Annotated in this window: 12 protein-coding genes; 10 read left to right on the top strand and 2 right to left on the bottom strand. The window is 42.0% G+C overall.

The annotated features are described in order from the left end of the window. Positions 1-13: 13 nt before the first annotated feature. From BM386_RS20105 to BM386_RS20145, 9 genes are all read left to right on the top strand, one after another. A complete protein-coding gene (locus tag BM386_RS20105) occupies positions 14-1240 on the top strand; it encodes a 3-phosphoshikimate 1-carboxyvinyltransferase (protein ID WP_091697485.1) in 1227 nt (408 codons plus the stop codon). A 3-nt stretch (positions 1241-1243) separates the two neighbouring features. Further along, the gene (locus BM386_RS20110; protein WP_091697487.1) at positions 1244-2074 is read left to right on the top strand and encodes a prephenate dehydratase; all 831 of its coding nucleotides are present in this window, start codon (positions 1244-1246) and stop codon (positions 2072-2074) included. Between the two features lie 325 nt (positions 2075-2399). After that, on the top strand, positions 2400-3545 hold the full coding sequence (locus BM386_RS20115) for a pyridoxal phosphate-dependent aminotransferase (RefSeq protein WP_091697488.1): 1146 nt from the start codon (positions 2400-2402) through the stop codon (positions 3543-3545). 152 nt (positions 3546-3697) lie between these two features. Continuing rightward, on the top strand, positions 3698-4546 hold the full coding sequence (locus BM386_RS20120; protein WP_091697490.1) for a prephenate dehydrogenase: 849 nt from the start codon (positions 3698-3700) through the stop codon (positions 4544-4546). Positions 4547-4699: 153 nt separating this feature from the next. Then, entirely contained in the window at positions 4700-4939 is a 240-nt protein-coding gene (locus BM386_RS20125) for a hypothetical protein (protein WP_091697492.1), read from the top strand. Further along, positions 4939-5232 (top strand): type II toxin-antitoxin system RelE/ParE family toxin, encoded by a 294-nt coding sequence (locus BM386_RS24160; RefSeq protein WP_091697493.1) that lies wholly within the window; start codon positions 4939-4941, stop codon positions 5230-5232. Before BM386_RS20125 ends, BM386_RS24160 begins: the two co-directional genes overlap by 1 nt. Positions 5233-5354: 122 nt before the next feature. After that, positions 5355-6326 (top strand): Kelch repeat-containing protein, encoded by a 972-nt coding sequence (locus tag BM386_RS20135; protein WP_091697495.1) that lies wholly within the window; start codon positions 5355-5357, stop codon positions 6324-6326. 159 nt (positions 6327-6485) lie between these two features. Next, positions 6486-7187: an SIMPL domain-containing protein gene (locus BM386_RS20140; RefSeq protein ID WP_091697497.1), complete on the top strand. Its 702-nt coding sequence runs from the start codon at positions 6486-6488 to the stop codon at positions 7185-7187. 78 nt (positions 7188-7265) lie between these two features. Continuing rightward, positions 7266-7847, top strand: a complete 582-nt coding sequence (locus BM386_RS20145; protein WP_091697498.1) for an O-methyltransferase — start codon at positions 7266-7268, stop codon at positions 7845-7847. Positions 7848-7871: 24 nt separating this feature from the next. Here BM386_RS20145 and BM386_RS20150 read toward each other — a convergent pair whose 3' ends face one another. Continuing rightward, positions 7872-8447 (bottom strand): Pycsar system effector family protein, encoded by a 576-nt coding sequence (locus BM386_RS20150; protein WP_091697500.1) that lies wholly within the window; start codon positions 8445-8447, stop codon positions 7872-7874. 172 nt (positions 8448-8619) lie between these two features. Between BM386_RS20150 and BM386_RS20155 the strand changes: the two genes are divergently transcribed. Next, positions 8620-11148, top strand: a complete 2529-nt coding sequence (locus tag BM386_RS20155; RefSeq protein WP_091697501.1) for a phosphocholine-specific phospholipase C — start codon at positions 8620-8622, stop codon at positions 11146-11148. A gap of 591 nt (positions 11149-11739) precedes the next feature. Here BM386_RS20155 and BM386_RS20165 read toward each other — a convergent pair. After that, positions 11740-13914, bottom strand: coding sequence for a B12-binding domain-containing radical SAM protein (locus BM386_RS20165; RefSeq protein ID WP_091697504.1), 2175 nt, complete (start codon positions 13912-13914; stop codon positions 11740-11742). Between the last annotated feature and the right edge of the window lie 50 nt (positions 13915-13964).

A 13964-nucleotide genomic window follows, 5' to 3' on the forward strand; every position in this document is an offset into this window, starting at 1 on the left:
GACCACTGAAACAATGGAAACCATCCATCTGGCCCAAAAATCAGATTTTTCGGCTACCCATATCCCACTTCCTTCTTCCAAAAGCGAATCAAATCGTGTTCTTATCATCGATGCATTAACTGAAGGGGAAAACAAGCTGAGCAACCTTGCTGAGGCCCGTGACACGCAGACGATGATCTCTTTGCTGGAGAAAAACCCACCGGTTTTCGATGTTCTGGACGCGGGAACTACTATGCGATTTCTGACCGCTTATGCTGCGATCACCAATCAAAACAAAGTCATGACTGGAACTCCTCGGATGTGTGATCGTCCAATCGGGATTTTGGTGGATGCGCTTAGAACTATTGGAGCTGAAATTCATTACCTGGGAGTGGAAGGATATCCTCCTATGGCGATTCATGGCCTTTCGGAGCAAAAAAGCGAGAAAGTAAAAATCCGAGGAGACGTTTCCAGCCAATATATTTCGGCTTTGCTGATGATCGCCCCATTGCTTCCAAAAGGTTTGGAGCTCGAATTGGAAGGAAAAGTAGGCTCTCGATCTTACATAGAAATGACCTTGGACACCATGTCTCATTTTGGAATCAGCTACGAATGGATCGACAATAAAATCACTGTTGCACATCAAGCCTATCAACCAACCACCTTCGCAGTAGAAAGTGACTGGTCAGGTGCTGGATACTGGTTTAGTTTATTGGCCTGCGCCGATTCCGGTGAGCTTTTTCTTTCTGGTTTGAAAGAAAACAGTCTTCAGGGTGACTCTGCTGTGGTGGAAATCATGGGGCAACTAGGCGTAAAAAGCACTTTTAAGGACGGTGGAGTTCTCTTGGAAAAGCAGCCGGTAAAAGGTTTAAAACATTGGGATTTCACGCATTGTCCAGACTTGGCACAGACCATTGCGGTGACTTGTGCCATCTTAGGTCAAAATGCTACTTTCACAGGATTGGAAAGTCTGAAAATCAAGGAAACCGACCGAATTTACGCCCTTCAACAAGAGTTGGCGAAGTTCAATGCGGATTTGAAAGAAGTAGAACCTGAAGTTTATCAGGTCATCCCATCAGTTACTATGCCGGCTGAAGTAAAAATTCACACTTACGAAGACCATAGAATGGCGATGGCTTTTATGCCTTTGATCACCAAAACCCGAGTGAGCATAGAAGATCCATCTGTGGTGAATAAATCTTATCCGAGTTTTTGGAAGCATTGTGAGCTTACAGGAATTTCTATCGTCAGCCAATCCTAATTTATGAGCAAGCTTAATGTAGCCATTCAAGGCGTCCTTGGTTCATTTCACCATCAAGTTGCCTTGCGGAATTTTGGTGAGGACATAGAAATTCTTGATTTCACTACTTTCGAGCCAGTCGCGAGAGCTGTGGCAAATGGCGATGCAGACTTTGCTGTGATGGCAATAGAGAACTCCATTGCCGGAGCAATTCTGCCCAACTATGATTTGATAGATCGCTACGGTTTGAGCATTCGCGATGAATATTACCTGCCGATTGGCCATCAATTCATGGCTCTTCCAGGCCAGACTATTCAAGATATTACGGAAGTTCGCTCCCATCCTATGGCGCTTTTGCAGTGCAAGGCTTTTTTTGCGCAGCACCCACACATCAAACTCAAAGAAGACACAGACACTGCTTCAGTGGCGCGCGATATAGCAGCTGGAAACTGGAAAGGTGTGGCGGCAATCGCATCCAGCATTGCAGCGGATATTTATGGAATGGAGATTCTAGCTCCGGATATTCAGACGGTGAAAAGTAATTTCACCCGTTTTATCATTCTTCAAAAAGAATCTGTAAAACCAGCTACCGAGGCGAATAAAGCATCTATTAAAGTTACCATTCAAAACCAAAAAGGCGGATTGGCGAAGTTGCTCACTTTAATTTCAGAAAATGGAATTGATCTGAGCAAAATCCAGTCCATTCCGGTAATAGAAAAACCTTGGGAGTATGCATTTTTCATCGACTTGGTTTTTGAAGATCACGCTATCTTCTCGCAAACAATTGAAGAAATTCGAACTAGCTTTGGAGAGGTGAAAATTTTTGGAGAATACATAAGTAGGAAGTGCAATTAGGTTTGGCCGCAATGATGCTATTAGCCATAATTCCTATGCTCACTAGGTTTGATGACCGAAGACGGAAGACCGAAGTAGCCCAAATGCCAGTGTTAAACAAATCCTAGAATGCTTTAGTCTCTTTTAAGATAGAAAAGCAGAAAAAAATAATATGTATATCCGCAATTGCACCAGTAAAAGGTAAAATGCGACTTAATTTAGGTTAAACACTAGCTTTGCTGGTACTTCGGTCACCCGTCTTCGGTCTTCCAGCCTGATAAGCAAAGTAAAAGAGGTCACTGGCATCATTTCGGATAATCAGAATAAATAAAATAAGAACACATAGATGAAGGGTTTTGCAGATCGAGTAAACAGTGTAGAAGAGTACTACTTTTCCTCCAAGCTCCGTGAGGTAAACCAGATGATTGCGGATGGAAAACCAATCATAAGTCTTGCTATAGGCAGCCCGGATATGGCTCCTGACAAACTTGTAATTGATGCACTGAAAAGCACCGCGGACAACTCACAGTCTCACGGATACCAGAGTTATCAGGGAATTCCACAGCTTCGGGCTTCCATCGCGAATTTTTATTCAAAAGAATACGGTGTAAACCTGGACCCAAATAAGGAAATCTTACCAATGATGGGTTCGAAGGAAGGAATTATGCATCTCAGCATGACTTTCTTGAATCCTGGAGATGAGGTTTTGGTACCAAACCCTGGCTATCCAACATATACCTCAGTCACCAATTTGCTGGGAGCGAAGCCTATATTTTATTCCATTGACTTAGAAAAAAGTGGCCGTCCGAATCTGGAAGAATTGGAAAATCGTGATCTGAGCAAAGTGAAAATTATGTGGATTAACTATCCACACATGCCTACTGGTGCACCTGGCAACAAAGCAATTTTGCAGGAGCTGGTGGCATTTGCCAAAAAGCATGAGATCGTTTTACTCCATGACAATCCATACAGTCATATTTTGACCAAGGAACCGATTAGTATTTTGTCAATTCCAGAAGCCAAAGAAGTGGCCATGGAATTAAACTCTCTCAGTAAGGCTTTCAATATGCCCGGCTGGAGAGTTGGGATGCTTGCGGGACGTGAGGACTGGATTACTAAAGTATTGAAGGTGAAAAGCAACATGGATTCCGGGATGTTTTTGGGCATTCAGAAGGGTGCAATTGCTGCTCTGAACTTAGGAGAAAGCTGGTTTACCGATATTGAAAGCACCTACCAAAGTCGTAGGAAATTGGTTTGGAAACTTGCCGATAAGCTTAACCTTACCTATGATACCAAAGCAGCGGGGCTTTTTGTCTGGTGCAAAGTGTCGGATGGAAAGTCAGCGGATCAGCTTGTGGACGAGTTACTTTACGAGAAAAATATATTTATAACTCCGGGAAAAATCTTTGGCTCGGAAGGCGAAGGCTATGTTCGCTTTTCGCTTTGCATGCCCGAGTTTAAGATCTTGGAAGCAATAAACAGGATAAAGTAATTACTATCCAAGGGTACACTATTGGCCTTAATTTCTTTGGTTAATAGGCTGGAAGACCGAAGACAGGAGACCGAAGATGCCTCAATAATAGAGATAAGCATATTTGTTAATTATGCCTTTAAAGAAGCTGGAAAAAAAATTAAGAATTAGCTATGAAAAAAATACATATTATCGGATTGGGACTTCTGGGAGGTTCATTCGGCTTGGCAGCAGCCAAAAAGTTTCCTGACATTTTGATATCAGGATCGGATGCTGACGAGAAGAATCTCCAGGACGCGATTAACCTTGGAATCATCCAAGAAGCTAAAGATGCCCCAGATGCAGATACTGATATCGTAATCTTGGCAACTCCTGCTGACACATTAAATGACCTTTTGCTAAAAACGCTAGATCAAGTAGGTGAAAACACCTTGGTTTTTGATGTAGGTTCTACGAAAGCTAAACTTTGTGCTTTGGTAGCAGAACACCCTAAGAGAAAGCAATACCTAGCTGCTCACCCGATTGCAGGAACTGAGTATTCTGGACCAAAAGCAGCTTTTGGGGATTTGCTAGATCGCAAGGTGATGATTATCTGTGAACTGGAACAGACGGATCTTGGTCTGAAGGAAAAGGCTTACGAGCTTTTTGATGCGCTGAATCTTAAATTGAGATTTATGGATCCTGAGGAACATGATCGTCACCTGGCATTTGTATCTCACCTTTCCCATATTTCTTCCTTTATGCTGGGTAAAACTGTCTTGCAGAAAATGGAAGATGAGAAAAACATCTTTGATATGGCAGGTTCTGGATTTGCATCTACTGTCCGTCTGGCGAAGTCAAGCCCTGCAATGTGGGCACCGATATTGACAGAAAACAAAGACAATATCTTGACTGCTTTGGATGGTTACATTTCGAATCTGTCTGCATTTCGCGAAAAGATTGCAGCAAGTGATGGATCTGGACTATCTGATGAAATGACTGAAGTCAATAAGATTCGCGATATTCTGGACTTGGAAAAATAGGTTGATTTCGGGTTTCGGTTTTTTGATCTCGGGTTTAAGGAGCGCCATTTGTAGAGATACAGGTGACGACTTTTTTATTGACAAAACAGAAAACAAATGAAGATGAACCCATTCATTCTGATAAATCGTTAATTTGTACAAAAGCTCAAAAAAATGGATTTAAAAACAGCCAAACTTGAGGTGATTCAAAAAATCATGCACATCTCTACAGAATCATTGCTGGAGAAGATCGATAATTTGCTCGAGGAGGAATTAATTGTCGCATACACCTCAGGAGGCTCCCCTTTGACCAAACGAGAATATAATCTCCGGTTAGAAAAGGCAGAGAAACAAATTAGTTCAGGAGAGTTTCTGTCTCAAGAGGATTTAGAAAAAGAAATTGAGAATTGGTAATGCCAGCTCTACGCATCATTTGGTCAAAACAAGCTAAGGAATCTCTAAAGAGCATTTTTGAATACTATAAAGGCAAATCATTACAAGGCGCAAAAAATGTAAGATCGGATTTACTTCAAGCCCCCAAAAAGATCCTATTTGCAAGACAATATCAGAAGGACGAAATCAACCCAAAATACTATAGAATTATTGTCAGAAATTACAAAATTCTCTATTTGGAAGAGGATACCCGTATTTTAATTATTGATATTTTTTCGACTAGTCAATCTCCGGACGTACTGGCCTCGAAGTAATTACCAATTCCTCAGGAAGGAGCTTAACCAAGTAACTATTGATAGCATATACTATCAGTAACTAAAGTAAAACAACTCAATATTCCTTATTTTTATCTTCATTAAACCAAAACCCATTCCCTATGAAATACTTTTTCAGTCTAGTACTCCTACTGATTTCTATAACTGGATTCTCCCAATCTTCTGATCAGTGGACCGAAGTTGAAACCACTAACTACCCTCTTCCACGCCATGAAAACTCATTCGTAGAAAACAATGGCAAGTTCTATCTCCTAGGCGGAAGAGGCATCAAGCCTATCGAAGAATACGATCCAAAAACTAATACCTGGAAAACACTGGCCATGGCTCCAATAGAGTTTCATCATTTTCAGGCCATTTCCTTCAAAAATGAAATCTATGTGATCGGAGCTCTCACGGGTGGCTATCCGCACGAAACCCCATTGACACATTTTCTGATTTTCAACCCCAAAACAAATACCTGGAGGGAAGGAGCTGAAATACCAGAAAATAGACGCAGAGGTTCTGCGGGAGTGCTAACCCGTGGAGACAAAATCTACATGGTTTGCGGAATCGTGGACGGTCATTATGCAGATTTTGTGCCTTGGTTTGATGAGTATGATACCAAAACTGGAGAATGGACTGTCCTTCCAGATGCTCCGAGACCACGTGATCACTTCGGGGCAGTACTTGTAGAAGACAAAATCTATGCTGCTGGAGGCAGAACTTCCCATGCAGAAATAGGAAAAGTATTGGATTTGGTGATTCCTGAAGTAGATTTCTTTGATTTCAAAACTAACCAATGGAATACTGTAGAAGCAGGATTGCCTACCCCAAGAGGAGGAACTTCCTCCATAGCAAATGGAAAATACTTACTGGTAATGAATGGTGAAAGTACGGTTCAAGAGGCCTCTCATGCTGAGGTGGAAGTGTTGGATACCAGAACCGGCACCTGGTCAAGATTACCGGATTTGAAACAAGGCCGACATGGCACAGGCGTCATTTACTACAAGGGCAAGCTCTATGTAGCAGCAGGAAGTGCAAAGCGTGGTGGTGGTCCTGAATTGAATACCATGGAAGTGTTGGAATGGAAGTAGGAATTTCTGATTTGGGAAATGCGATTTGAAATTTGAAAATAGAAACTTGACCATTGATCATTCCTCTCAGCACTCTTAATTTCTCTTAACAGAAAAAATTATTTTAAAAGCTGGCTTCGATTTTGAATACCTATCAGCAGAACTAAACCAAACACAAAAATGAAAAATTATTTAACTATCGTATTTGCACTTTTATTTGCAGTACCCGTTTTTGCGCAGGACAACATGACCGTCCCTTTGATCGAAGTGGAAGGTTTTAGCGAAAAGAAAATAGCCCCAGATGAAGCTTCATTCCAGATTAATCTAGAAGAAAAGGCTATGAAAGTTAACGATGCAGTCGGGGTGCTAAACAAAAAAACTCAGTTGCTCGCCGATGCCTTGAAAAAAGCTAAAATCAAGGATTATAAGTTGATTGCAGACAATTACTCCGTGGATGTTAATCGAATTTACAGAAGCGGAACACAACGTGATTCTGGCTATGTGGCTCGCCAAGGACTAAGAATAGTCACAAACAGCAAGAATGAAGACTTGCAGAAAATCGTCGAGGCTATTCAAAATTCCGGAGACATGAGCTTTAACCTTCACTTTCAAATTTCAGAGGCCACTCAGAAATCTCTAGAAGATGAATTACTGACAGCTGCCTTGAGAAATGCTGAAAGCAGAGCCCAACTAATTGCACAGACTTTAGGAATTAAATCTATCCGTGTACACCGTGTGAATCTGGAGTCTCAGCCAATTAGCTTTGGATATGCAAAAATGGAAATGATGCGTACCAGCGCTGATGCTGCTCCCGCACCACCAATGCTGAATCCAGATGAACAAAGCCTGCAGAAAAGGGTATTTGTAAAATATACTTATTAACTTGAAATCTGCGCAAGCAGATTTTTACGTTACTTTTTTCGAATCACCAATTTTATTAACTATCTGAATTTTTAAACTATGAAAGAATCAGACATCAAAATCAAACCTTCTGCTCATGCCAGAATCAAGGCTAAATGTGAGGAAATAGGCTTCACCATGCCATCCGACCTCTTTGTAGGATCACTTTTGAAAACCTTGGTAGCAAGTAAACCCTGCGGCAACTTCCTCGAATTAGGCACTGGAATTGGCCTTTCACTTTCCTGGATGGCTGACGGTATGGATGATTGCGGAAGTATCATTTCCATAGACAACGACCCTAAACTGACCGCGATAGTGAGTCAGTTTTTCAAACTTGACAGCAGAGTGAATATCCTTTGCCAGGATGGATCAGAATGGATAAATAACTATACAGGAGAAAAGTTCGATTTGATTTTTGCTGATGCATGGCCAGGCAAGTATAGTGAATTGGATAAAGTCCTTGCTTTACTTAAAGTCGGAGGTATTTATGTCATCGATGATATGAATCCTCAGCCAAACTGGCCAGATGGTCATGCCGAAAAAGCACAAAATCTAATCAGAACCTTAGAAGCCAAGAAGGACTTTAACATGACCAAGATGAATTGGTCCACCGGGATTATTTTGATGAGCAAAATGAAATAAGCCTCTCTGCCAATTTCCTCTGGGCTACAAGACCATCAAGTAGATAAAAAAGGTAATTACACCTATCGCCAAACCCATAATAAACACCGTATAAGCGTGAGCAAGAAGGGTATATTTTCTATTCAAAACTTTTCCTTGATAATAAAGCGAAATCGCCATTTGCTCCTGCACATCCTTTTTATTAGTCAACACACGGTCCAATTCCTCTAAGTATTCCGAAAGCGAAAAATTAGAACTAACTCCAAAAAACATCATACTTGACTTCACTTCTTCTACCTTATAATTTCTTCTTCCCAATACTTTTGGCCTAGCTGCCTGAACTGCCAAAATGGTAGAAGTAAGGCAAGTGGTAAGTAAAATCAATATAGGAACCAGTGTTATGGTCCCCTGATAATCTATCTGATTGGAAATAGTGCCATAACCAATAATTGCCACAACTGAGGATATCACCAGCGCATTGATACTGATCACGATATTGGCTTTGTTGTCCGCAATTTGGAGCAGGTTGCAATTATTCATAAAAGTCACCCTGAAAAAAGTCTGTTGGGCTCTTTCGGTTTTGTCAACCTTACTTTTCTTGGGTTCTAAAAATTCTTCCATTTTGACAACTTTTATAAACACTTAAATTACATAATAATTCTTCCCCACACTCTAAGTCTTTGGTAGAGTTTCGATTAGTAATCAATTGTAATATCGTAACAAAAAGGAAATATAGACTAGCCTCAACCTCAAGGAAAAAGTGCCTATACTTATTCCCTAATACAAGTTAATAATGAACGATTCAAGAAGAGAATTTTTAAAGAAAGCAGCTTTAGTCACTGGTGGAGCAAGCATCTGGAGCTCCATGCCGATGGCAGTACAACGAGCGATGGCTATTCCAGCTGCTCCGGGAACAACTTTTTATGATGCAGAGCATGTAGTCATGCTGATGCAGGAAAACAGATCTTTTGATCACTGTTTTGGCACCATGAAAGGTGTGCGCGGATTCAATGACCCCAGAGCTATTTCTCTTCCTGACCAAAATCCAGTTTGGCTTCAGCCTGATAAAGAAGGAAATCGCTTTGCCCCTTTTCGCTTTGACATCAAGGACACAAATGCTACCTGGATGGGCGGCACGCCTCACTCTTGGGAAAATCAAGTTGATGCCAGAAATGACGGAAAATATAACAATTGGATAGAGGCTAAAAGACCTGGTAAAAAACACTATAATATCCCACTGACTATGGGTTTCTATAGTCGTGAAGATTTGCCTTTCTACTATGCACTTGCAGATGCATTCACCGTTTGTGATCAACACTTTTGCGCAGCCCTGACTGGAACGACAACAAATAGAAGCTATTTCTGGACTGGAAAAACGCATGGTTCTGAAGGAGATAAAGCCAAAGTCAGAAATGGCGAACTGACTTACGGCAAAGAAGGGACTTGGAGAACTTTTCCGGAATTGCTGGAGGAAAACGATATCTCATGGAAAGTATATCAAAATGAAATCAGTCTCACGACTGAACTAGAAGGCGAAGCAGAATCGCTTTTGGCAAATTTCACTGACAATAACCTGGAGTGGTTCTCACAATTCGGAGTACGTTTTCACCCAGAGCATTACTTGTTCTTACAGAAAAGACAAAAGGCTCTACCTGCTGAAATAACGGAAGTCAAAGTAAAACTGGCCAGCAACCCGACCAATTTAGAGGAGCTACAAAAAGAATTGAAGGAGAAAGAAGATGGCTTAGCGTATCTGGAAGTTTACCTACAAAAATGGAATGCTGAAGAGTTCGAAAAACTCTCAGACAAAGCAAAGAGTCTTCATAGAAAGGCTTTCCAAACCAATACAGGAGACCCAGATTATCATCAAACTGAAACCCTTGCTTACCAGGAAAATGGAGAAGACCGTGAAACTTTGATTCCAAAAGGAGATATTTTTCACCAATTCAGAAAGGATGTCAAAGAGGGTACTTTACCTACTGTAACTTGGCTTGTCGCTCCGCAAAAATTCTCTGATCATCCAAGCGCACCTTGGTATGGAGCATGGTACGCTTCGGAAGTCATGAACATATTGACTGAAGATCCAGAGGTTTGGAAAAAGACCATCTTCATCATCAATTACGATGAGAACGATGGATATTTTGACCATGTCCCTCCTTTCGTACCGCCAAATCCACATACGCCAAATGGAAAAATGTCTGAAGGACTTTCCAGTGCAGGAGAATTTGTGACTGCAGAAGAAGAATTAAAAGATGGCTTCAAACCAAATGAGGCAAGAACCAGCCCAGTTGGCTTGGGCTATAGAGTTCCACTGATCATTGCCTCTCCTTGGTCGCGTGGCGGATGGGTGAATTCTGAAGTTTGTGATATTACTTCTACCATACAGTTTCTGGAAACTTTCCTATCTAAAAAGACCGGAAAGAAAATCGAAGAAACAAATATCAGTTCTTGGAGAAGAGCAGTCAGTGGGGATTTGACTTCAGCTTTCCGTCCATATAATGATGAGAAAATAAAGCATGCTGCCCCTGTCAATCAGGAGGAATTTGTCAAACAGATTTACAACGCGAAGTTTAAAAACGTCCCTACCAATTTTATAAAACTAACAGAGGAAGAAGCCAGAAAAGAAGCTGCAAACCAAGCAAATTCCTCGGTTTTTGCAGTTCAGGAACAAGGCACCAAGCCTTCGAATGCATTGAAATACGACCTTCATGCAGATGGAAAAGTAAGCTCAGATGGAAAGAAATTCATCATCACATTTACTGCTTCTCAGGATTTATTCGAACAAGAGGCTTTAGGCTCTGCATTCAATGTGTATGCACCTGGCAACTATTTGAATCAAGAAAGCAACCAATTTGAACCTGTAAAAACTTGGGCGTTCGCAGTAAAATCTGGAGACAGTATCACCTACGAATGGCCAATCGAAGAATTCGAAAATGGTCTGTATCACCTGAGAGTATATGGCCCAAATGGTTTCTTCAGAGAATTCAAAGGCTCGCCTATTTCTTCTAAAATTGAAATTGGTGCAAATCCAGTTTTGAAAAACAAGAAAGTCAGTGACGAGCTTGAGTTAAAATTCAAAAACACTTCTGGATCCACAGTAACTTTGCTCGCAAAAGATCCTATTTACCTGAAATTAAATACCGAAATCAAGCTCGTTGACGGGGCAGAAAAAACTTTCAAAATAGACACGAAGAAGCACAAAGGCTGGTACCAAATTGCACTTTCTGCCAAGGAAGATCCGAAGATGGAAATCACTTATGCAGGAAGACTGGAAACCGGAAAAGACAGCATTTCAGATCCTCAGATGGGGAAAGCAATTTAGGCTTCACGTCTTAACTACATTGACCTAAGAGCATAAAGATTATTACAAAAACCAAGACTGTTCCTAGGCAACCTCCACCTAGTTTATATGCTCCGTAGCCTGCGATTAGTCCTTTGAAAAGATTGTTCATGTTGGGGAAAGTTTAGTGGTTATAATGATTGCTATGGCAACAATTCACAAGTTGTGCCATAGCTGTTTTTATTTATCACTATGCCATTGAGCCAAGTCTTCTGCGTTTAGCTTTTTTTGAGAAAATCCCCCTTGCCCCCTTTAAAAAAGGGGGAATTACCAAATCTGAACCACAAGTATTGATCCTTAAAATTTCAATGGAAAATTTGACATTGCTTTTTCAAGATATCCAAGCACCAATTCTCACATGAATTTACCGAGTAAAAAAATCTCACATTGAGACAGTAACTATTTCCCATTTTGAGAAAGTAGTGCTACTACAGCATCAATATCCTGCTAAAAATCCGCGAAAATCCGCGGTTCTTTTCTGCGGGAAAATGGCAGAGACATTAGAGAAAAAAGCAACCTAGGAGTAGTTAAAACTAAGATTGAGGCCACTTCCGTCTCCGGTCTCCCAGCTTTTCAAAAAACCAGCAATCCCTGCTCCCTTAAAATCTCCCAAACTTCTGATTCCAGCATTTCCTCAAAGTCTCCGAAAGATTCCTCATAGCTTTCACGGATTGGTTTGAGGGTATTCAGCTTTTGATTATAACCGACTATTTGGAGCATTTCCGCCACCCAGATCCCCAAATCGATTGGAAGCTCCATGGCGAAGTCTTCCTTTTTCCCTGAGAAAATCAACTCCGAAAGCTCATCCTCTTCGAAAATCTGAAGTTCAGGCTGTGCTCCTATCCAGAGAATTCTGTTTCTATCCTTATATTCAGGAGCAGGCTCATTCCTGATTTCGTTGGCTATGTAATTTTTCGGAATACTTGTCTTCGGAACCTTTGTATCAAACCAATCCTGAAGCGGCACGTCGAAGCAGACCCCATGCATGTAATTGAAAAGTGATTTGCGCAGCCCCTCGCCAAAAAGCTCATGATCCGCACCCGTAGGATCCTCGTGCGGAAGGTCATTATTGGCAAAAGTACCTGCAGTCGGCATGAGATTCACCGCTCCAAAAGCTTTGGGATCCAGCCCAACCGGACTGTGCGCTGTCATGGCAAATCTATGCCAGAAGCCTGATTGGATCACTCCAGCCTGGATCAATTGCCGAACCATCTCCAGAGAATCAATCGTTTCCTGAGCTGTCTGGGTAGGAAAACCATACATCAGATAGGCATGCACCATGATTCCCGCTTGGGTAAAATGATTGGTCACCTGAGCGACTTGGGAAACCGTGACGCCTTTCTTGATCATCTCCAACAAACGATCTGAAGCCACTTCCAAACCTCCGGAAACGGCGATACAGCCAGAAGCCCTAAAAAGCCGACAAAGATCAGCCGTGAAACTGCTTTCGAAGCGGATATTCGTCCACCAAACCACAGAAAGCTCCCTACGAAGAATCTCAATTGCCAGATCCCGCATCAATGCCGGAGGCGCAGCTTCATCTACAAAGTGAAACCCATTTTCACCCGTCTGAGCGATAATCTCTTCAATACGATCACATAAAATCGACGCCGTGATCGGCTCATACCTTCCGATGTAATCCAGCGACACATCGCAAAAAGTGCATTTTCCCCAGTAGCAGCCATGTGCCAAAGTCATCTTATTCCAGCGCCCATCCGACCAAAGTCTATGCATTGGATTTGCCACTTCGATAACGGATAAGTAATCACGGATCAGCAAATCACCGTAATCTGGCGTCCCTACTTCACGCTGAGGTACGTCTTTGGCAGGATTACTATTGCAATACGTCACTTGACCATCGATTCTGGTAAAAGTTCGCTTCAACTCAGAAACCGGAATCTTCCCGTCCAGATGCTCGAGCAAAAGCCTGATTGGCGCTTCTCCGTCATCCAACACGATAAAATCCATGTAGTCAAAAACCCGAGGTTCTTTGAGTGAACGTAATTCCGTATTCGGATAACCTCCACCCATCCAAAGCACTAGTTCAGGATGATGCGCTTTAAGGTATTGCCCGCACTTGAAAGCACCATATAGATTTCCGGGAAAAGGCACAGAAAAGGCAACAGAAGTAGGTTGGTACTGCTGGATTTTTTGCTCAAGCAAGTCACAGAGCATTTCATCGATCAAACCAGAAGGTTGATTCAATGCTTCCTGCATCTCATCAAAGGAATTGGCTGACATGCCCAAACGCTCAGCGTATCGGCTGAAACCAAAATGCGAATCAATCTGCTCTGAGATCAGATCTCCGATATCCTCCAGGTAAAGTGTGGCAAAATACCGGGCCTTGTCACGGATCCCCAGCGTCCCAAAAGCCCATTCCAGATCATCCAACTGCTCAAAGCGACTTGCCTCTGGTAGGTAATCTCCTTCGGCAATTCTATAAGCTAGTGTAGGATTTCTATCCTGAAGAAAAGCAATCACCGGATCTATCGTCTGCAGGTAATTGGCTTTCAATCGTACAATCCGGGCAGCATTATCCGACAAGTCCGCTTCCTGGGCTTCTATTTCCTGAAATATTCTCGTCAAGCCAGACTTTGAAAAAAGCTGTAAGATCACCTCTATTCCCAAATCCACTTGATTGGAAGCCACACCGATTTGGTTGAGGTATCCTTTCAGATAAGCCGTGGCAGGATAAGGCGTATTCAGCTGGGTAAAAGGCGGAGTAATAAAGAGAACTTTCGAGGCCAAGAGTGTAGTCGATGATTTGTCGGTGCAAGTTCGGAAGAATAAAAGGAAGT

It is taken from the genome of Algoriphagus locisalis, from assembly GCF_900116615.1.
In the GTDB taxonomy this organism is placed as follows: Bacteria; Bacteroidota; Bacteroidia; order Cytophagales; family Cyclobacteriaceae; genus Algoriphagus; species Algoriphagus locisalis.

Excerpts from the sequence above, each read along its gene's own strand:
- BM386_RS20115 (WP_091697488.1), top strand. The coding sequence starts at position 2,400 with ATGAAGGGTTTTGCAGATCGAGTAAACAGTGTAGAAGAGTACTACTTT.
- BM386_RS20110 (WP_091697487.1), top strand. The coding sequence starts at position 1,244 with ATGAGCAAGCTTAATGTAGCCATTCAAGGCGTCCTTGGTTCATTTCAC.
- BM386_RS20140 (WP_091697497.1), top strand. The coding sequence starts at position 6,486 with ATGAAAAATTATTTAACTATCGTATTTGCACTTTTATTTGCAGTACCC.
- BM386_RS20105 (WP_091697485.1), top strand. The coding sequence starts at position 14 with ATGGAAACCATCCATCTGGCCCAAAAATCAGATTTTTCGGCTACCCAT.
- BM386_RS20135 (WP_091697495.1), top strand. The coding sequence starts at position 5,355 with ATGAAATACTTTTTCAGTCTAGTACTCCTACTGATTTCTATAACTGGA.
- BM386_RS20125 (WP_091697492.1), top strand. The coding sequence starts at position 4,700 with ATGGATTTAAAAACAGCCAAACTTGAGGTGATTCAAAAAATCATGCAC.
- BM386_RS20120 (WP_091697490.1), top strand. The coding sequence starts at position 3,698 with ATGAAAAAAATACATATTATCGGATTGGGACTTCTGGGAGGTTCATTC.
- BM386_RS20155 (WP_091697501.1), top strand. The coding sequence starts at position 8,620 with ATGAACGATTCAAGAAGAGAATTTTTAAAGAAAGCAGCTTTAGTCACT.
- BM386_RS24160 (WP_091697493.1), top strand. The coding sequence starts at position 4,939 with ATGCCAGCTCTACGCATCATTTGGTCAAAACAAGCTAAGGAATCTCTA.
- BM386_RS20145 (WP_091697498.1), top strand. The coding sequence starts at position 7,266 with ATGAAAGAATCAGACATCAAAATCAAACCTTCTGCTCATGCCAGAATC.
- BM386_RS20150 (WP_091697500.1), bottom strand. The coding sequence starts at position 8,447 with ATGGAAGAATTTTTAGAACCCAAGAAAAGTAAGGTTGACAAAACCGAA.